The sequence below is a fragment of the Nocardioides cavernae genome (assembly GCF_016907475.1).
GTDB lineage: Bacteria > Actinomycetota > Actinomycetes > Propionibacteriales > Nocardioidaceae > Nocardioides > Nocardioides cavernae.
In genome coordinates this window covers 4,153,324-4,172,644 of sequence record NZ_JAFBCA010000001.1, presented here as the reverse complement: position 1 = coordinate 4,172,644, position 19,321 = coordinate 4,153,324, and the positions used below count along the sequence as shown (strand labels likewise).

Genomic DNA, 19,321 nt, shown 5'->3' with positions numbered 1-19,321 from the left:
CCGGTCCGGCTCAGTCGGCGTACCTCTCGTCGACCTGGCCGGGCGTGAGGTTGAGCAGCTCGGCCAGCTGCTCCACGACGATGGTGTGCACGAGCGCCTCGAGCTCGTCGCGCGAGGTCGAGCGGTGCTCGATGGGGCGGCGGAAGATCACCAGCCGGGTCGGCTCCTGGCCCTTGCCGCGCACCAGCGATGACAGCGGGACGGTCTCGTCGCCCCAGTCGTCGGGCAGCATCGGCGCGTCCTCGACGGCGTACTCCACCAGCCCGAGGTGGCGGTGCCAGCGCTCGTCCAGCGGGGTCACCACGTCGAGCACGAGCTGGTCGAACCGCTGCCGCGCCGTCCGCAGCGCCGTGGTGCCCGGACGGGCCGGCACCACTCCGGGACCGCGCATGCCACGGCCCCTCCGGTCCCGCGTCCGGGGCCGCGCCTCGCCGGCCCGCTCGCTGCCCGTGTCGCTGCCCACCCCGATGTCCACGCCGCGAGCCTAAGCGCCGCGCGTGTGCGCGCCGGGTAGCGTCGGCGCCGTGAGCCTTGCCCGTCGTTGTTCGCGGACGGCGTGTGGCCGTCCCGCGGTCAACACGCTGACCTACGTCTACGCCGATTCGACCGCGGTCCTGGGTCCGTTGGCGACGTACGCCGAGCCGCACGCCTACGACCTCTGCGAGGTGCACAGCGAGCGGCTGTCGGCCCCGCGCGGCTGGGAGGTGCTCCGGCTGGCGGCCGACCCGAAGGCGCAGGGCCCGAGCAGCGACGACCTGCTCGCGCTGGCCGACGCGGTCCGCGAAGCGGCCCGACCCGCTCCGGCGCCGGTCCCGCTGCACTCCACCGACGACCCGACCCGCGGCGCCAAGCGCGGCCACCTGCGCGTGCTCACCTCCACTGACTGACCGGTCCCGGCACCCCCTAGGATCATCGGCGTGAACATCGACCAGCAGCTGCTGAGCATCATCGTCTGCCCGGCCTGCCACGGCGAGCTGGCACCCGCGTCCGACGGCGTCGAGGAGCTCGTGTGCCAGGGCTGCGGCAACGCCTACCCGGTCCGCGACGACATCCCGGTGCTGCTGGTCGACGAGGCCCGCAAGCCCGCCTGAGCACTGAGGAGCTGGCCGTGGCGACGTGGTTCGACGAGGCCCGGCTGGACGACGCCGGGGTGCTGGAGACGGTCGACCTCCGGCTGCGCACGCTCGCCGAGAGCGGTGCCCGGGTGCGCCGGGAGGCCCACGAGGCCGCAGCGGCGACCGCGGAGGCCATCGCTCGCGGTCGCGACGAGGCCCGTCCCCGCGCGGTGATCGCCGCGGGGCCCGACTCGAGGCTGCTCCGCGCGGTGCTCGAGCCCTGGTGTCCGGTGCCGTTCGTGGCGTGGCCCAACCCGGGGCTCCCCGGATGGGCGGGGTCGCTCGACCTCGTCGTCATGCTGGCGCCCGAGGGCAACGACCACGGGTCGGCGTCGGCCGTCGCCGAGGCCGTACGCCGTGGGGCGCAGGTCGTGGTCGCGTGCCCCGAGCGCTCGCTCGTGGGCGAGCACGCCGCCGGGCGGCACGTGACGGTGCTGCCGACGGTGACGGGCGACCAGCTCGCGACCGCCGTGGTCGTCCTCGACTACCTCGCCCACGTCCACCTCGGTCCGCGCGCCGACGCCGAGTCGGTGGCCGAGTCCCTCGACCGGGTCGCCGAGAGCTGCTCGCCGCACCGCGACCTCGCGGTCAATCCCGCCAAGATGCTGGCGATCGCGATGGCCGACACGAACCCGCTCGTCTGGGGCGGCTCGGTCCTCGCGGCCCGCGCGGCCCGGCGGCTGACCGAGTCGCTGCGTCGCACCAGCGGCCGGTCGGCGATCGCCGGTGACGCCGAGCACCTGCTGCCCGTCATCGAGGCCACCAAGCCGCACGACCTGTTCGCCGACCCGTTCGCCGACGAGCCCGCCGACCTGCGTCCGCTGCTGCTGATCCTCGACGACCGGTCCGACGACCCGGTCGTCCGCGCGCAGACCGGCGAGCTCAAGGCAGCCGCTGCGCGCCACGGCGTACGGGTCGAGGTGCTCGAGACCGACGCCGGCGACGAGGTCGCGCGCTACGCATCGCTGCTGCTCACCGGCACCTACGCCGCGGAGTACCTCCGCGTCGGCCTCGTCGAGGACTGACCGGGCTCTCACGTCGCTGGAGGTTTGAGCCGCTCGGTGCCGGGCAGGACTGGGCAGTCAGCATCCACGTCACACAGGAGCATCCATGCGTCGCACCTCCCTGTCCATCGCCGCCGGCCTCACCGCGGTCCTGCTCGTGTCCGGCACTCCTGCCCAGGCGGCCGTGTCCGCGAAGGACCTCCCGAAGAAGGGTGACATCGTCAAGGCCTTCCCGGAGCTGGCAGACGCCGAGTTCACCTCCTTCACCTCGACGAAGAACTCGGCGCCGGGAGCCACCTGCGACACGTCGGAGATCGTGAAGGTCAAGCGCCTCGCGAGCATCCGCGGCGTCTCGTCCGCCGGGGCGTCCTTCGTGCAGTCCACGGTCATCCAGCACTCGTCGGCGGCCAAGGTCAAGGCGTACCTCAAGTCGTACAAGCGCTATGCCAAGGACTGCGCCTCCTTCACCCAGTCCGCCACTGGCGGCACGGTCACGACCACGCTGGGCAAGGCACCCAAGCTTGGCCAGTCGACGGTGATGCTGCAGCAGGAGACCACCGTCGGGGGCGTCGTCTCCTACTCCAACGTCGTGTTCATCGGCGACGGCAAGCGGTCCGCGGCCGTCGTGGCCATCGACGACGCGGCCATCCCCGCGTCCGCCATCAAGCAGCTCGCGAAGGTGACCGCCAAGAAGATGAAGTGACGCCTCACCCGAGGTGACCCCACGGAGCCCCGGAGCCGACCGCACCACGCGGACGGCCCGGGGCTCCGGTGTCGTCAGGGCCGGGTGCCCTCGGGTGGCTGCTGGTCGACGTCGGCCCAGACCTCGACCAGCTCGACGAGGAGGCCGTCGCGCGCGGTCGCGAAGCTCGCCACGGCGAACTCGAGCGCCTCGCCCGTGCCGCCCTTCCCGGTCACCCGCGCCCGCAGCACCCCACGATCTCCCTCGACCACCACGTCCTCGACGTGCATCCGCTCGAAGCCGGGGTAGTCGGCGTTGAACCGCACCCACTCCTCCCGGTCGAAGACCTCGCCGGTGTGCACCAACCGACACCGGAAGTCGCGGTGCAGCACGCCGGGCAGCGCCTCCCAGTCGTGGGCGTCGATGAGCCCGGCAAGTCGGGTGATCAGTGCGCGCGCGTCCATGTGCCGAGTGTGCCCGTTGGTACCGACAGCGGCTCAGGCGCGGAGCTGCGCACCCGAGTGCACGTGGACGTGGAGGTGCTTGGAGTCCTGGTAGGCGCCGAGGTTGGTCAGGACGGCGGCTGCTCCGTGCTCCTCCTCGACCCGGCGGGCGAGCTGCTGGACGACCGCGAGGAGTGCCCGGACGTGCGCCTCGTCGGACGCCGCGATCGTGGTGAACGAGGCGATGTGCTGCTTGGGGACTGCCACGAGGTGGACCGGCCAGAACGGCCGGGTGTGGTGGTAGGCGAGCACCAGGTCGTCCTCGTGGACCACCTCCAGCGGGACGGCCCGCGGGATCGCCACGTCGCAGTAGAAGTCGTCGCCGTCGTAGGTCCCCACGTCGCTCACCTGGACATCCTCGCAGCGGGCTCGCCGGCTCACGTCCGGCCCGGACACCGGCCGACAAGCCGACGAGCGTCCGGCTCCGACTTTGCTCGTACCTGCTGCGAGTGAGCGTCGACCTAGCGCCCGGCGATCAGGTCGAGCACCTCGACCGTCGGCCGTACGTCGCCATAGGAGCGGTGGACCACGTGGAGGGTGGCGTTGTGGTCCTGGTCGCGCATCGCCGCACACGCGTCGGCGACGAGGATGACGCGCAGGCCGGCGGTGCTGGCATCGCGCACGGTGTCCTCGACGCAGACGTTGGTGACGGTCCCCGCCACCACGAGCGTGTCGACGTCGCGAGCATCGAGAAGGGCGGGGAGGTCGGAGGATCCGGGGGAGTACGCACTCCGCGCGGTCTTCTCCACGACCAGGTCGTCCGGGGCGACGTCGAGCGAGGGGTCCACGCGCGACCTCGGAGGACCGTCGCCACCGGACCGGGCGTAGCGATCGGCCACCTCGTCGCCGAAGAACTCGCGGTCCTTGGCGCTCGGCGGCGCGTAGCCGGGCACCACCCACGCGACCACACCTCCCGCCGAGCGGAGAGCGGAGGCGAGCCGATCGACGCGCGGCACGATCCCGCGGACGTACGCCGACTCGCGGACGAAGAACGGCACCACGTCGACCACCACGAGCGCGGTGCGTCGTGGGTCGAGGTGCTCGAAGGCGTGTCGCCGGCCGCGCCGGGCCTCGTGCCGGGCGTACTCCCGCTCCTCGACGAGCCAGGCGTGGTCGGCCGTGTCCAGCGGGCCCGGGAGCGGTGGTGTCGACATCCGGCGAGGCTACTGTCCCTGCATGGCCTCCGTGGACGTGCTGCGCCGGATGCGCGCCGACGACGTACCCGCCGTGATGGAGGTCCAGGAGCCCACCTCGGTCGCCGGGCTCTCGGGGGTGTTCCCGCAGGACACCCATCCCTTCCCGCGCGAGGTGCTGGCCGGGCGGTGGCGCGAGGAGATCGACGACCCGACGATCGAGTGCTTCGTGATCGAGCGAGCGGGTGCCGTCGCCGGCTTCGCGGCGCTGGCCGACGACGAGGTGAAGCACTTCGGCGTCGCCCTCGAGGAGTGGGGGAGCGGGCTGGCGTCCGCGGCCCATGACGAGCTGCTCGCCCGGATGGCGGCCGCCGGCGTCACGCGACCGTGGCTCCGCTGCTACGCGGCCAACCCCCGTGGGCGCTCCTTCTGGGAGAAGCACGGGTGGGTCGAGACCGGTGAGCGCAGCCGCGGCCCGATGCCGCCGCACGCCGAGCTGCTGACCTACGCCTACGACCCTGATTCGTCCGGAACCGGCACCACAGTGGCGTCATGACCGACGCGCCGTCGTACGACACCAGGCTCCTCACCCCGGAGACCTGGGCCGACTTCGCGGCCCTCGTCGAGGCCAACAACGGCGTGTGGGGCGGGTGCTGGTGCATCGGCTTCCACCCCGAGGGCCTGGCCGGGACCGCCGAGGACCACCGGATCGCCAAGCGGGCGCACACCGACAGGGGCACCGTGCACCAGGTGCTGGTGTACGACGGCAGCGACGCGGTCGGGTGGTGCCAGTTCGGCACCCCGGACGAGCTCCCCCACATCAAGAACGCCAAGGCCTACGAGGCGGACCTCGCAGCCCTGCCGGAGTGGCGGATCGGCTGCATCTTCACCGGCAGCAAGCACCGCGGGAAGGGCGTCGCGCGGGCCGCTGTGTCGGCTGTCCTCGCGGAGATCGCCGCGGCCGGCGGGGGCGTGGTCGAGGCCTACCCGGAGCAGGTCGTCGACCGGAAGCCGCAGCGCGGCGCCTACCTGCACACCGGACCGGAGTCGCTCTACGAGGAGCTCGGCTTCGTCCGTGACCGCAGGATCGCCAAGTGGCGCTGGGTGATGCGCCGCACCGTGGAGGCCTGAGCCCGGCCCCTTCGCGGCGGGCAGTCGGCGGGCAGTCGGCGGGCAGTCGGCGGGGCACGACGGCGTACGCCGCGCCGATAGGCTGCACCCCACCGGACGCACCACCCGACCACTGACCCGAAGGATCGCCCATGGCCGGCGGACTGTTCGCCCTCCTCGACGATGTCGCCGCGCTCGCGCGCATCGCAGCAGCCAGCGTGGACGACGTCGGCGCTGCCGCGGGTCGGGCCAGCGCCAAGGCCGCCGGCGTCGTGGTCGACGACACCGCCGTGACCCCGCAGTACCTCCACGGGTCGGCCGCGGAGCGCGAGCTGCCGATCATCAAGCAGATCGCCATCGGCTCGCTGCGCAACAAGCTGCTCTTCATCCTTCCCGCAGCGGTGCTGCTCGGGCAGTTCCTCCCGTGGTTGCTGCCGGTGATCCTGATCTTCGGTGGTGGCTTCCTCGCCTACGAGGGCGCCCACAAGGTGCACGAGCGCCTCACCGGGCACTCCACCGAGGCCGAGGAGGACGTGTCGGAGGCCGGGGAGTTCACCCCCGAGCACGAGAAGCGCACCATCGCCAACGCCGTGCGCACCGACTTCATCCTCAGTGCCGAGATCATGGTGATCGCGCTCAAGGAGGTCGTCAGCTCCGACCCCGACGCGAGCATCTGGATGCGCGCCATCGTGCTCGCGGTCGTCGCGGTGCTGATCACCGTCCTGGTCTATGGCGTCGTGGCGCTGATCGTGAAGATGGACGACGTCGGCCTCGCCCTGTCCAAGCGCGACTCCCGGGCCTCCCAGCGGATCGGCCACGGGATGGTCGGCTTCATGCCGAAGCTGCTGGCCGGCATCTCCCTCATCGGCACGCTGGCCATGCTCTGGGTCGGTGGCCACATCTTCCTCGTCAGCCTCTACGAGATCGGCGGTCACGACGGCCTGCTCGAGGGCACGGCACTCGGCGACGCCCTGCACGCGCCGTACGACCTCCTGCACCACTGGGAGGAGGACGTGCACCACGCGATCGGCGGGGCGCTGGGAAGCCTCGTCGGGTGGCTGCTCAACACCCTGGTCTCCGCCCTCGTCGGCCTCGTCGTCGGGTTCGTCGTGCTGTACGCCCTGCGCGTGTTCGGCATCGGTGCTCACGGCGACGAGCACGGCAGCGAGCACGGCAGCGAGCACGGCAGCGAGCACGCCAGCGAGCACGGCGGTGAGGACGTCACCGAGCGCGGCGGCGAGCACGGTGCGGACCACGTCCCGACGGGCTCCGAGGGGCGTGGCGGCGCGACCGGATCGACCCCCGCCGACCCGCCCCCCGAGGATTCTCCGAATCGCTGAGGGCGGTCCTACTCTTTTCCGGTCCGCGCGGGAGATCCCGAGGACGCACAGATGTGCGGCGCAGACGGCTCCACCACACCAGGAGACAACCGATGGACTTCAAGGTCGCCGACCTCAACCTCGCCGCCTACGGCCGCAAGGAGATCGAGCTCGCCGAGCACGAGATGCCGGGCCTGATGGCCATGCGCGAGCGCTACGGCAAGGAGCAGCCCCTCAAGGGGGCGCGCATCGCGGGCTCGCTGCACATGACGATCCAGACCGCCGTGCTGATCGAGACCCTCGCGGCCCTCGGCGCGGACATCCGCTGGGCCACCTGCAACATCTTCTCCACCCAGGACCACGCCGCCGCCGCGGTCGTCGTCGGCCGCCCGTCCACGGGGGGCACCCCCGAGGACCCGAAGGGCGTTCCGGTCTTCGCGTGGAAGGGTGAGAGCCTCGCCGAGTACTGGGACGAGGCCGAGAAGGTCTTCGACTTCGCCGAGGGCGGCCCCAACATGCTGCTCGACGACGGCGGCGACATCACGATGCTGCTGCACCTCGGTGTCGAGTACGAGAAGGCGGGCGCCGTCCCGTCGCAGGACTCCACCGACAACGAGGAGTTCAAGGAGGTGCTGCGCGTGCTGGCCCGCTCGCTCGAGGCCGACCCGCAGCGCTGGACCAAGCGCGCCCCCATGGTCAAGGGAGTCTCCGAGGAGACCACGACCGGCGTGCTGCGGCTCTACGAGCGCTTCAAGGAGGGCACCCTCCTCTTCCCGGCGATCAACGTCAACGACTCGGTCACCAAGTCCAAGTTCGACAACAAGTACGGCTGCCGCCACTCGCTCGTCGACGGCATCAACCGCGCCACCGACGTGATGATCGGCGGCAAGGTCGCCGTCGTCTGCGGCTACGGCGACGTCGGCAAGGGCTCGGCGGAGTCGCTGCGCGGTCAGGGTGCCCGCGTCATCGTCACCGAGATCGACCCCATCTGCGCGCTGCAGGCCGCGATGGACGGATACGAGGTCAAGCGCCTCGACTCGGTCGTCGAGACCGCCGACATCTTCATCACCACGACCGGCAACTTCGACATCATCACCGTCGAGCACTTCCACAAGATGAAGCACCAGGCGATCGTCGGCAACATCGGTCACTTCGACAACGAGATCAACATGGCGGGCCTCGCCAGGATCCCGGGCATCGTCAAGGACGAGATCAAGCCGCAGGTCCACCAGTGGATCTTCCCCGGCGAGGACGGCAAGCCCGGCAAGAAGGTCATCGTGCTGTCGGAGGGCCGCCTGCTCAACCTTGGCAACGCCACCGGCCACCCGTCGTTCGTCATGTCGAACTCCTTCACCAACCAGGTGCTGGCCCAGATCGACCTGTTCACCAAGGCCGACTCCTACGAGCTGGGCGTGCACGTGCTGCCCAAGCACCTCGACGAGGAGGTCGCCCGGCTGCACCTCGACGCCCTCGGCGTCGAGCTGACCGAGCTCTCCAAGGAGCAGGCCGGCTACCTCGGCGTCCCGGTCGAGGGTCCGTACAAGCCCGAGCACTACCGCTACTGAGCAAGCGCACGCGTTCGGCTGAGGTCGGTCGTGGTGCCCCAATAGACTGGCGCCATGACCGACTTCGCCGAACCAGCGCGTGGCAGCGTGCTCGTCGTCGACGACGACCCCTCCCTGGCGGAGATGTTGTCCATCGTCCTGCGCCAGGAGGGGTTCGACAGCCGCATCGTCGGGCGTGGTGACGTGGCCCTCGACGCGTTCCGCGACTACAAGCCCGACCTGGTGCTGCTCGACCTGATGCTCCCCGGCAAGGACGGCATCGACGTCTGCAAGGAGATCCGCGCCGAGTCCGGCGTGCCGATCGTGATGCTCACCGCGAAGGGCGACACCATCGACGTGGTCGTCGGCCTGGAGTCCGGCGCCGACGACTACATCGTCAAGCCGTTCAAGCCCAAGGAGCTCATCGCGCGCGTCCGTGCGCGGGTGCGCCGCCACGACGTCACTCCCGGCGAGGGACTGACCATCGGTGACGTGTCGATCGACGTGGCGGGCCACTCGGTGGCCCGTGCGGGTGAGCCGATCAACCTGACCCCGCTCGAGTTCGACCTGCTGGTGTGCCTCGCGCGCAAGCCGTGGCAGGTCTTCACGCGCGAGGTGCTGCTCGAGCAGGTCTGGGGCTACCGCCACAGTGCCGACACCCGGCTCGTCAACGTGCACGTCCAGCGCCTGCGCTCCAAGGTCGAGCACGACCCGGAGAACCCGGAGGTCGTCGTGACCGTCCGTGGCGTGGGCTACAAGGCCGGCAAGTCCTAGGAGCCACCGGTGAGCATGCGTGACCGGCTCCCACCGGTGCTGCGGCACGGGCCCGCCTTCTGGCGGCGCTCGGTGCAGGCGCGCGTCGTGGTCAGCACGGTCCTGCTCTCGGCGGCGGTCGTCGGCATCGTCGGCTGGTTCCTCATGCAGCAGACCCGTGACGGGCTGCTCGACCACCGGGTCGAGGCCGTGGTGCAGGAGGCGGAGGGCGAGACCGAGGCGGCCCGCGCGGCGCTGGCCGCCACGCCCGGCATCGACGCCGACGAGTCGGCCCAGCAGCAGGCGCTCGTCGAGCCGATCCAGGCGCGCGGCACCACGCGCGGATTCGCCGTGGTGCTGTCCCCGCCGGTCGACGAGGGCGTCCGGCTGGCTGACGGCGGCGCGAAGTTCACCGAGGGCCTCGACCTGGCCAGCGTCCCGGAGTCTCTCGAGGCCCGCTTCGACTCGCTCTCCCCGACGGCCTGGACCTTCACCGACATCCGCACGACGCGGCCGATCCAGGGCCTGCCCGACGGCCCCGGCATCGTGGTCGGCAGCCAGGTCCGGCTCCCCGCCGACGACAACACCTACACGCTCTACTACCTCTACCCGCTCGCCGAGCAGGAGGAGACGCTCGCGCTCGTCTCGCGGGCGATGCTCGTCGCCGGCGTGCCGCTGCTGCTGCTCGTGGCGTTGCTGACCTGGCTGGTGACCCGCCAGGTCGTGACGCCGATCCGGATGGCCCGCCGGGTCGCCGAGCGCCTGGCGGCCGGCCAGCTCCAGGAGCGCCTGCGCGTCACCGGTGAGGACGACCTGGCGCGGCTCGCGACGTCGTTCAACCAGATGGCCTCCAACCTCCAGAAGCAGATCCGGCAGCTGGAGGAGCTCAGCCGGCTCCAGCGGCGCTTCGTCTCCGACGTCTCCCACGAGCTGCGCACGCCCATCACCACCGTGCGGATGGCCAGCGACGTCATCCACGACGCCAAGCCGTTCCTCGACCCGGTCACCGGTCGCGCGGCCGAGCTGCTCCAGAAGGAGCTCGACCGCTTCGAGACGCTCCTGGCCGACCTGCTCGAGATCAGCCGTTTCGACGCGGGGGCGGCGGTGCTCGAGACGGAGGACGTCGACCTGGTCGACGTCGTCCGCCGCGTGGTCGACATGACCTCGGTGCTCGCCGCCCAGCGCGACACCCGTGTGGTGCTGCACGACCCCGGCACGCCGTGCGTCGCGGAGGCCGACGTACGCCGGGTGGAGCGGATCGTGCGCAACCTCGTCACCAACGCCATCGACCACGCCGAGTGCCGCGACGTCGAGATCTTCGTCGGCGCCGACCTCCAGTCCGCCGCCATCGCGGTCCGGGACCACGGTGTGGGCCTCGGGCCGGGGGAGTCCGCGATGGTCTTCAACCGGTTCTGGCGCGCCGACCCGGCGCGGGCCCGCACGAGCGGCGGCACCGGGCTCGGCCTGTCGATCTCGCTCGAGGACACCCACCTGCACGGCGGGTGGCTCCAGGCGTGGGGCCGTCCCGGCGAGGGTGCCCAGTTCCGCCTGACGCTGCCCCGCCGGCTCGGCACCCAGCTGCGCCACTCGCCGCTGCCTCTGGTCCCCGTCGACGCTCGGGAGACGGCATGAGGGGCAGCATGACGAGGCATCGCACCGTCCGGGTGGCGCGGGTCGCGCGCGTGCTCGGCCTGGTGACGGTCGCCGCGCTGCTGGCGGGCTGCGTGCGGATGCCGACCTCGGGCCCGGTCGTCGAGTCGGAGGGCACCAGCGGCTCCCAGGACGCGCCCGGCATCTCCTTCGACCCCCGACCCCCGCAGGCCGGCCAGGCGACCGCCGAGGTGGTCGAGGGCTTCTTCGAGGCGATGAAGGCCACCCCGGTCAGCGTCAGCGTGGCACGCCAGTTCCTCTCCCGGGAGGCGGCGGAGGCGTGGGTGCCCGAGCAGCAGATCATCACCTACGCCGAGCTCGGCGACCCGACGGCCGGCACCTCCGTGCGCGTGCCGCTGACCGACGTCAACACCTACGACGCGCGCGGCGCCTGGCAGCGGACCAGCGGTGGCGCCATCCTCTCCCTCGGCCTGGTCAAGGAGGACGGCGAGTGGCGCATCGACGAGGTGCCCGACGCCCTCATCGTGCCGGAGACGTGGTTCGACGACTGGTACGAGCGGGCCTCGCTCTACTACTTCGACCCCACGACCGAGATCATGGTCCCCGAGCCGGTGTTCGTGCCCCGCGGTGACCAGTTCGCGTCGTCGCTGGTGCGCGGGCTGCTGACCAGGTCGTCCTCGGACCTCGAGGACGTCACGCGCAGCTACTTCCCACCGGGCACCACGCACGGTCTCTCGGTGCCGATCACCTCCGGCATCGCGCAGGTCTCGCTCTCCGGCGACCCGGACGCAGTGGACGAGCTGACCGCCCAGCGGATGCTGGCCCAGCTCGTCTGGACGCTTCGGCAGGAGCCGCGCATCGGTGCCGTCCAGCTCAGCATCGGCGGTCGGACGATCGTCGGGCCCAGCGGCTCCCCCCAGGTCAGCCTGCAGTTCGGCAGCGGCTACGACCCCAACGGCGTGCCCGCCACCACCGACCTGTTCGCGCTCGACAAGGGAATGGTCGTCACCGGACCCATGGGTGAGCTCGCCCCCACCCTCGGCCCGCTCGGGCAGGAGGAGTCCGGCTACGACCTGCGCTCGATCGGAGTCAGCCTCTCCGGCGTCCGCCTGGCGGGGGTCACCTCCACGGGCTCGGAGCTGGTGGTGGCGCCGACCGAGTCGCCCACCGGTGAGGTGGCGACCGTCATCCTCGGAGCCGTCGACCTGGCCGCACCGCACTGGGACTACCGCGACCGCATCTGGGTGCTCGACCGCAACAACGGCCGCGCGCGGGTGTTCCAGGTTGTCGACGGGGCGGCCGGGGAGGTGGTCGTGCCGGGGCTCACCGGGCGCCGCCTCACGGAGCTGATCGTCTCGCGCGACGGCAGCCGGCTGGTGGCCGTCGTGCGGACCGGCAAGGCGGACCGCGTGGTCTCGGTGCGGGTCCGGCACGACTCCGCCGGGGCCGTGGCCGGGTTCACCAGGCCGCAGGTGCTGCCGGAGCCCGCGGAGGGCACTGCGCGGATCCGGGACATCGCCTGGCGCTCGCCCACGACGGTGTCGGTGCTGAGGGACATCATCACCGAGGGCCTCTCGCAGGTGCGCACGGTCTCCGTGGACGGGGCCCCGGGCGAGATCTCGACCGGAGGCACGACGAGCCTGCGCGGACGCATCCGCACGCTGGTGTCCTCCCCGGTGGAACTCGTCGAGGCCTATGCCGTGGCCGGGCGATCCGTGTTCGCCCTGACCCGGCCCGAGCGCTCGGTGCCCGACCTGCCGCCCGGCCTGAGGTCGCTCACCTACGTCGGCTGATCCACAGGCGCCGCGCGGGCGGTTGCCGTCGTACGACGCCTGCTGCTGGCATGGGCGGGTGCTCGACGAGGCCCTCGACCTGTTCCTCGGCAGCCGGTGCGTGGGGTGCGACCTGCCGGGCCGGATGCTCTGCCCGGCCTGCCGCGACGTCCTGTCGGGCCGGCCACGGGTGGCGTGGCCGACACCCGTGCCCGACGGACTCGTGACGCCGTGGGTCGCGGAGGCGTACGACGGTGCGGTGCGAGCGCTGGTGGTGGGACACAAGGACCGCGGCCAGTGGGGCCACCGGCGGGTGCTGGGTGACCTGCTCGCGCAGGCGGTCCACGGTGCCGCCGCCCACCTCGACCCCGCGGTCCCGCTGCTGCTGGTCCCGGTGCCGTCGCGGCCGGGAGCCGGTCGGCGGCGCGGCTACGAGGCCACCGAGGCGCTCGTCCGCCGGGCCGCGTCCCGCGTCCGTCGTGTGCGACCCACGGCGGTCGCGCCCCTGCTGGCCTCGCGCGGGGCCGCCGACCAGGCCGGCCTCGGTGCGGGGGACCGCGCCGCCAACATGGCCGGCTCGATGCACTGTCCCTCCGCCGCGCTCGCGCGCGTCGGTCGCCGATGGAGCCGGGCCCACGTCCTCGTCTGCGACGACGTGCTGACCACCGGGTCGACCGCCCGTGAGGCCCAGCGGGCCCTCGAGGCGGTGGGCCTGCCGCCCGTCGCGGTCGCTGCGGTGGCGGCCACACCGCGGCGCGCCGGCCCTGGGGGCCAGGAGTTCCAGACCGACAGGTGACCCCACGGTTGGCCCGATGCGGTTGAGGGGCTAGCGTCTTGTCATGGAGTCCGCCCGGGTCCGTGGTTGCGTCACGGAGAGGGCTGTGCGCGGCACCGCGAGGTGCAGTGACAGGCCAGACCCGTGGCAAGCCGATGCCAGTCGCAGGCGAAACGGTCCACGTAAGTCCCCGGGCACCGCGCTGCTCTGCAGCCCGACGCCCGTCGGACGATCACGGTGCGGCTTAGAAGTAAGTCCTGCCTCGTCGCCGGCACCAGATGTGCCGGACGCCGGGAGAAGGCCAGTAGTGACGGAGAAGTTGCGAACGCTTCAGCAGGCGGTTGTGGGGTCGAAGACCAGGTCGGCCGGGCGGGCTCCATCCCACCCTGCCCCGGCGGGTGCACCGCCGCGGCGAAATGGAGGGGTGCGGACCGTTCGCTAGTTGAGGAGGTTCACATGGAGGTTGTGGTCACGGGACGGCACTGCGAGGTGTCCGACCGGTTCCGCGAGCACGTGTCCGAGAAGCTCAGCCGTCTGGAGAAGCACGATCACCGCATCATGCGCGTCCAGGTGGAGGTCGAGCTCGAGAAGAACCCCCGCCAGCACGACCGGTCGGCGAAGGTGGAGCTCACTGCCTTCTCCAAGGGGCCGGTGATCCGCGCCGAGGCTGCCGCCGAGGACAAGATGGGTGCCCTCGACCTGGCCCTGGACAAGATGCAGTCCCAGATGCGCCGCGCCGCCGACCGGCGCCGCGTGCACAAGGGACGCAACGCGCACGTCGGCGTGGGCGAGGCCCTCGCCTCGTTGCCGGAGGCCGAGGATGCTTCCGCCGCAGACGAGGGGGTCGTCGAGCGCAAGGTCGGCCCGATCACGGTGACGGGTGACGGACCGCTCGTGGTCCGCGAGAAGTCCCACACCGCGATCGCGATGACCCTCGACCAGGCCCTCTACGAGATGGAGCTCGTCGGGCACGACTTCTACCTCTTCGTGGACAAGGAGAGCGAGCGGCCGTCGGTGGTCTACCGCCGCCGCGGCTACGACTACGGAGTCATCTCGCTCGAGGTGGACTGAACCGACCACTGCCCCCCGGTCACGTGCGCATGACATGATGCGCGCGTGACCGAGGCAACATCAGCTGGGACCGAACCCGTCCGCGTCCTTGTCGTGGACGACCAGGAGCTCTTCCGCCGCGGCCTCATCATGCTGCTGGGTGGGGACATCGACATCGAGGTGGTCGGCGAGGCGGCCGACGGCATCACCGCCACCGAGCTGGCGATCACCACCGCGCCCGACGTGATCCTGCTCGACGTACGGATGCCGCGCCGCACCGGCGTCGAGGCCTGTCGGGCGATCAAGGAGGCCGTCCCGGCCACCAAGATCATCATGCTCACCGTCTCCGACGAGGAGGCCGACCTCTACGAGTCGGTCAAGAACGGTGCCGCCGGTTACCTGCTCAAGGACTCCTCGATCGAGGAGGTCGCCCAGGCGATCCGCGTGGTCAACGAGGGCCAGTCGCTCATCAGCCCTTCCATGGCCGTCAAGCTCATCGACGAGTTCAAGCAGATGTCGAAGCCCGAGCGCGAGCAGGGTCCCGCCCTGCGGCTCACCGAGCGCGAGCTCGAGGTCCTGCGCCTCGTGGCCAAGGGGCTCAACAACCGTGAGGTCGCCAAGGAGCTCTTCATCTCCGAGAACACGGTCAAGAACCACGTCCGCAACATCCTGGAGAAGCTGCAGCTCCACTCCCGCATGGAGGCCGTCATGTACGCCATGCGAGAGAAGTTGTTGGACCTTCCGTAGGACCGAGGTACGAGGTCCGACGCCGGTCGGACCCGTTGTCGGTCGCGTCTGGTTGAGTTCACGCGTGGACCAGCTCACGCAGCTCCAGGCCCGCCGGATCGCCCTGGCCGCCCAGGGCTTCACCGACCGGCCCCACGCCACGCCCACGATGGCGACGTTCGACCGCACGGTGGCGCGCACCGGCGTCCTGCAGGTCGACTCGGTCAACGTCCTCCAGCGCGCGCACTTCATGCCGCTCTACTCGCGGATGGGCCCCTACGACGTCGACCTGCTGCGTCGCGCCCAGCACGGCACCCCGCGCCGACCGCGCCGGCTCGTCGAGTACTGGGCGCACGTCCAGGCGCTGATGCCGGTCGAGCTGTGGCCGCTGATGCGCCACCGGATGGAGAAGTACCGCGGGGAGCGCGGCAAGTGGGGCTTCACCGCTGACGCGTCGCTCGAGCCGCAGGTGCTCGCCGCCGTGCGCGACCGGGGCCCGGTCACCGCGCGCGACCTGGAGGACGACTTCAGCACCGGCCCGCGCACCAAGCAGCACTGGGGCTGGAACTGGTCCGAGGCCCGCAAGGTCCTCGACTACCTCTACCTCGTGGGCGACGTCGCCGTCGCCGGGCGCAACAGCCAGTTCGAGGTGGTCTACGACGTGCCCGAGCGGGTCCTGCCCGCGAGCGTGCTCGCCGCACCCACGCCGACGCCGCAGGAGGCGGTCACCGAGCTCGTACGCCGCGCCGCGCGCTCGCACGGAGTGGCGAGCGGCCCCTGCCTGGCCGACTACTACCGGCTGCGGCTCCAGCCCACGCCCGGGACGGCGAGCGTCAAGGTGGCGATCGACGAGCTCGTCGAGTCCGGGGAGCTGACCCCGGTGGCGGTGCAGGGGTGGAAGCGGCAGGCCTACCTCCACCGCGACGCGCGGCTCCCGCGGCGGGTGGGCGCCCGCACGCTGCTCAGCCCGTTCGACCCACTCGTGTGGGAACGGGCGCGGGCCGAGGCGCTCTTCGACTTCTTCTACCGGATCGAGATCTACGTCCCCGCCGAGAAGCGCGTGCACGGCTACTACGTCCTGCCGTTCCTCCTCGGCGACCGGCTGGTGGGGCGGGTCGACCTCAAGGCCGACCGGGCCACCGGACGTCTGCTCGTCCAGGGCGCGTTCGCCGAGCCGGGCGCCCCGCCGGAGACCCCCCACGAGCTGGCCGGCGAGCTGCGGCGGATGGCTGACTGGCTCGGTCTGGACGACGTCGTGGTGGGCGAGCGGGGCGACCTGTCGCACGCATTGGGAGACCCGTTGGCGAGGTAGGTACAGTTACCACTCGTGCCTGCCATCATCGACAAGCTCCTCCGCATCGGCGAGGGCAAGATCCTCCGTGAGCTCGAATCCGTCTCCAAGGCCGTCAACGCCATCGAGGACGACTTCGTCAAGATGACCGACGACGAGCTCCGCGGGATGACCGACGAGTTCCGCGAGCGGCTCGCCAACGGGGAGACCCTCGACGACCTGATGCCGGAGGCCTTCGCCACCGTCCGGGAGGCGAGCAAGCGCGTGCTGGGCATGCGGCCCTTCGACGTCCAGGTCATGGGCGCGGCGGCCCTCCACCTCGGCAACATCGCCGAGATGAAGACCGGTGAGGGCAAGACGCTCGTCGCCGTGCTGCCCTCCTACCTCAACGCGCTCGCCGGCAAGGGCGTGCACGTGGTCACGGTCAACGACTACCTCGCCAAGTTCCAGTCCGAGCAGATGGGCCGCGTGCACCACTTCCTCGGCCTGACGACCGGCGTGATCCTGCCGTCGATGCGTCCCGCCGAGCGCCGCGAGGCCTATGCCTGCGACATCACCTACGGCACCAACAACGAGCTCGGCTTCGACTACCTGCGCGACAACATGGCCGACTCGGTCGACGAGTGCGTCCAGCGCGGCCACAACTTCGCCATCGTCGACGAGGTCGACTCGATCCTCATCGACGAGGCGCGGACCCCGCTCATCATCAGCGGCCCGACCCAGGACGAGGTCAAGTGGTACGCCGAGTTCTCCAAGGTGGCGCGCTCGATGGCCCGCGACACCGACTACGAGGTCGACGAGAAGAAGCGCACCATCTCGGTGCTCGAGCCCGGCATCACCAAGGTCGAGGACCACCTGGGCATCGACAACCTCTACGACTCGGTCAACACCCCGCTCATCTCGTTCCTCAACAACTCCATCAAGGCCAAGGAGCTGTTCCGCAACGACAAGGAGTACGTCGTCATGGACGGCGAGGTGCTCATCGTCGACGAGCACACCGGTCGCATCCTGGCCGGTCGCCGCTACAACGACGGCCTGCACCAGGCCATCGAGGCCAAGGAGGGCGTGACCGTCCGCGAGGAGTACCAGACCCTCGCCACGATCACCCTGCAGAACTACTTCCGCCTCTACGAGAAGCTCTCCGGCATGACCGGTACGGCCATGACCGAGGCCTCGGAGTTCGACAAGATCTACAAGCTCGGCGTGGTCCCGATCCCGACGAACCGTCCGATGCAGCGCATCGACAACGTCGACCTGGTCTACCGCACCGAGGAGGCGAAGTACGAGGCCGTCGCCGACGACATCCGCGACCGCCACGAGAAGGGCCAGCCGATCCTCATCGGCACCGTCTCGGTGGAGAAGTCGGAGTACCTCTCCAACCTGCTGCGCAAGCGCGGCATCCCGCACACCGTCCTCAACGCCAAGCAGCACGCCGACGAGGCCAAGGTCGTCGCGCTCGCCGGCCACCGGGGCTCGGTCACCGTCGCCACCAACATGGCCGGTCGAGGCACCGACATCATGCTCGGCGGCTCGGTCGACTTCCTCGCCGACCAGGAGCTGCGCAAGCAGGGCCTGGACCCGGTCGAGGCGCCGGAGGACTACGACGCCGCCTGGCCCGCCATGGTCGAGCGCATCAAGGCGCAGGTCGCAGCCGAGCACGACGAGGTCAGGGACCTCGGCGGCCTCTACGTCGTGGGCACCGAGCGTCACGAGTCGCGTCGCATCGACAACCAGCTCCGCGGTCGTTCCGGCCGTCAGGGCGACCCGGGCGAGTCCCGGTTCTACCTGTCGCTGCAGGACGAGATGATGCGCCTGTTCAAGTCGGAGTGGGTCGACCGCATCCTGACCGTGCTCAAGGTGCCCGATGACGTGCCGATCGACGCAAAGCGCGTCAGCAACGCCATCGCCGGCGCCCAGGCCAACATCGAGTCGCAGAACTTCGAGTCGCGCAAGAACGTGCTCAAGTACGACGACGTGATGAGCCGCCAGCGCGAGGTCATCTACGCCGAGCGCCGCCGCGTCCTCGAGGGCGCCGACCTCGGCGAGCAGATCCGCGGCTTCATCGACGACGTCATCACCGGCTACGTCCGCGGCGCGACCGAGGGCTACGCCGAGGACTGGGACCTCGACGGACTCTTCACCGCGCTCAACCAGCTCTACCCGGTCGGCCTGACCAAGGACGGCGTGGTCAAGGCCGCCGGTGGCGTCGAGGGCCTCAGCCGCGAGCAGCTGATCGAGGACCTCCAGAAGGACGTGCAGGAGGCCTACGACCGTCGTGAGGACGAGATGGGCGAGGAGGTCCAGCGCGAGCTGGAGCGTCGCGTCATCCTCTCCGTGCTCGACCGCAAGTGGCGCGAGCACCTCTACGAGATGGACTACCTCCGCGAGGGCATCTACCTGCGGGCCTACTCCCAGCGTGACCCGCTCGTGGAGTACCAGCGCGAGGGCTTCGACATGTTCGCCGCGATGATGGACGGCATCAAGGAGGAGTCGGTCGGCTTCCTCTTCAACCTCCAGGTCGAGGTCGAGGACGACGCGGACGACGAGGTGCAGGCCCAGCCGGTCGCCCCCCAGGTCTCCGGGGCCACCCCGCAGATCGACTTCGCGCAGGCGGCGGCCCACGCGCCCGGTGCCCAGCCGCAGCAGCAGCCGCACCAGCACACGCCCACCATCCGGGCCAAGGGCCTCGACAAGCCCAACCGTCCGCAGAACCTGTCCTACAGCGCGCCGTCCGAGGACGGCGAGGCCGAGGTCCACGCGTCCGCGGGTGCCGAGGACGACCCGTTCGCCGGTGTCGGTCGCAACTCGCTGTGCCCCTGCGGCTCGGGACAGAAGTTCAAGCGCTGCCACGGTGCCCCCGGCGGCGCCACCGGTCGCGCGACCATGGGCGGCTGAACACCCCACGACGTTCTTCTCCTCCGCTGCGCTCCCCC

20 protein-coding genes are annotated in these 19,321 nt (G+C 71.1%); 16 read left to right on the top strand and 4 right to left on the bottom strand.

The window, feature by feature from the left end:
• Positions 1-10: 10 nt before the first annotated feature.
• Entirely contained in the window at positions 11-475 is a 465-nt protein-coding gene (locus JOD65_RS19715) for a metallopeptidase family protein (protein WP_307821283.1), read from the bottom strand.
• A 49-nt stretch (positions 476-524) separates the two neighbouring features.
• Here JOD65_RS19715 and JOD65_RS19710 point away from each other — a divergent pair, with 49 nt between their 5' ends.
• The 4 genes from JOD65_RS19710 (at position 525) to JOD65_RS19695 (ending at position 2,822) form a co-directional block, all read left to right on the top strand.
• Entirely contained in the window at positions 525-887 is a 363-nt protein-coding gene (locus tag JOD65_RS19710) for a DUF3499 domain-containing protein (protein WP_191194917.1), read from the top strand.
• A 30-nt stretch (positions 888-917) separates the two neighbouring features.
• Positions 918-1,091 carry a Trm112 family protein gene (locus tag JOD65_RS19705; RefSeq protein WP_191194918.1) on the top strand — a complete coding sequence of 58 codons (174 nt, stop codon included), beginning with the start codon at positions 918-920 and terminating at the stop codon, positions 1,089-1,091.
• Between the two features lie 17 nt (positions 1,092-1,108).
• Complete coding sequence (locus JOD65_RS19700; protein ID WP_191194919.1) at positions 1,109-2,140, top strand: SIS domain-containing protein; 1,032 nt, start codon at positions 1,109-1,111, stop codon at positions 2,138-2,140.
• Positions 2,141-2,225: 85 nt separating this feature from the next.
• Entirely contained in the window at positions 2,226-2,822 is a 597-nt protein-coding gene (locus tag JOD65_RS19695; RefSeq protein WP_191194920.1) for a hypothetical protein, read from the top strand.
• Positions 2,823-2,896: 74 nt separating this feature from the next.
• Here the strand turns inward: JOD65_RS19695 and JOD65_RS19690 are convergent, their stop codons facing one another.
• The 3 genes from JOD65_RS19690 to JOD65_RS19680 all read right to left on the bottom strand — a co-directional run bounded on the left by JOD65_RS19690 (position 2,897) and on the right by JOD65_RS19680 (position 4,458).
• Positions 2,897-3,265, bottom strand: a complete 369-nt coding sequence (locus JOD65_RS19690; RefSeq protein ID WP_191194921.1) for a nuclear transport factor 2 family protein — start codon at positions 3,263-3,265, stop codon at positions 2,897-2,899.
• Positions 3,266-3,298: 33 nt separating this feature from the next.
• Positions 3,299-3,652 carry an HIT domain-containing protein gene (locus tag JOD65_RS19685; protein WP_204811305.1) on the bottom strand — a complete coding sequence of 118 codons (354 nt, stop codon included), beginning with the start codon at positions 3,650-3,652 and terminating at the stop codon, positions 3,299-3,301.
• A gap of 113 nt (positions 3,653-3,765) precedes the next feature.
• Positions 3,766-4,458 (bottom strand): cysteine hydrolase family protein, encoded by a 693-nt coding sequence (locus tag JOD65_RS19680; protein ID WP_191194922.1) that lies wholly within the window; start codon positions 4,456-4,458, stop codon positions 3,766-3,768.
• Between the two features lie 22 nt (positions 4,459-4,480).
• On the opposite strand from JOD65_RS19680, the gene JOD65_RS19675 reads away from it, so the two are divergent.
• The 12 genes from JOD65_RS19675 (at position 4,481) to secA (ending at position 19,283) form a co-directional block, all read left to right on the top strand.
• On the top strand, positions 4,481-4,993 hold the full coding sequence (locus tag JOD65_RS19675) for a GNAT family N-acetyltransferase (protein ID WP_204811303.1): 513 nt from the start codon (positions 4,481-4,483) through the stop codon (positions 4,991-4,993).
• Positions 4,990-5,568: a GNAT family N-acetyltransferase gene (locus JOD65_RS19670; protein WP_191194923.1), complete on the top strand. Its 579-nt coding sequence runs from the start codon at positions 4,990-4,992 to the stop codon at positions 5,566-5,568. The genes JOD65_RS19675 and JOD65_RS19670 overlap by 4 nt, the downstream gene beginning before the upstream one ends.
• Positions 5,569-5,699: 131 nt before the next feature.
• The gene (locus JOD65_RS19665; RefSeq protein WP_191194924.1) at positions 5,700-6,887 is read left to right on the top strand and encodes a DUF808 domain-containing protein; all 1,188 of its coding nucleotides are present in this window, start codon (positions 5,700-5,702) and stop codon (positions 6,885-6,887) included.
• Positions 6,888-6,979: 92 nt separating this feature from the next.
• Positions 6,980-8,431, top strand: a complete 1,452-nt coding sequence (gene ahcY / locus JOD65_RS19660; RefSeq protein WP_191194925.1) for an adenosylhomocysteinase — start codon at positions 6,980-6,982, stop codon at positions 8,429-8,431.
• 54 nt (positions 8,432-8,485) lie between these two features.
• The gene (gene mtrA / locus JOD65_RS19655) at positions 8,486-9,184 is read left to right on the top strand and encodes an MtrAB system response regulator MtrA (protein WP_191194926.1); all 699 of its coding nucleotides are present in this window, start codon (positions 8,486-8,488) and stop codon (positions 9,182-9,184) included.
• Positions 9,185-9,199: 15 nt separating this feature from the next.
• The gene (mtrB, locus tag JOD65_RS19650) at positions 9,200-10,795 is read left to right on the top strand and encodes an MtrAB system histidine kinase MtrB (protein WP_191195492.1); all 1,596 of its coding nucleotides are present in this window, start codon (positions 9,200-9,202) and stop codon (positions 10,793-10,795) included.
• An 8-nt stretch (positions 10,796-10,803) separates the two neighbouring features.
• A complete protein-coding gene (locus JOD65_RS19645) occupies positions 10,804-12,567 on the top strand; it encodes an LpqB family beta-propeller domain-containing protein (protein ID WP_191194927.1) in 1,764 nt (587 codons plus the stop codon).
• 58 nt (positions 12,568-12,625) lie between these two features.
• Entirely contained in the window at positions 12,626-13,342 is a 717-nt protein-coding gene (locus JOD65_RS19640; RefSeq protein ID WP_307821281.1) for a ComF family protein, read from the top strand.
• Positions 13,343-13,777: 435 nt separating this feature from the next.
• Positions 13,778-14,392, top strand: a complete 615-nt coding sequence (gene hpf, locus JOD65_RS19635) for a ribosome hibernation-promoting factor, HPF/YfiA family (RefSeq protein ID WP_191194928.1) — start codon at positions 13,778-13,780, stop codon at positions 14,390-14,392.
• A gap of 45 nt (positions 14,393-14,437) precedes the next feature.
• Positions 14,438-15,118, top strand: a complete 681-nt coding sequence (locus tag JOD65_RS24125; protein WP_191194929.1) for a response regulator — start codon at positions 14,438-14,440, stop codon at positions 15,116-15,118.
• Between the two features lie 64 nt (positions 15,119-15,182).
• Positions 15,183-16,409: a winged helix-turn-helix domain-containing protein gene (locus tag JOD65_RS19625; RefSeq protein ID WP_191194930.1), complete on the top strand. Its 1,227-nt coding sequence runs from the start codon at positions 15,183-15,185 to the stop codon at positions 16,407-16,409.
• A gap of 15 nt (positions 16,410-16,424) precedes the next feature.
• Positions 16,425-19,283: a preprotein translocase subunit SecA gene (secA, locus tag JOD65_RS19620; RefSeq protein WP_191194931.1), complete on the top strand. Its 2,859-nt coding sequence runs from the start codon at positions 16,425-16,427 to the stop codon at positions 19,281-19,283.
• Positions 19,284-19,321: the final 38 nt, after the last annotated feature.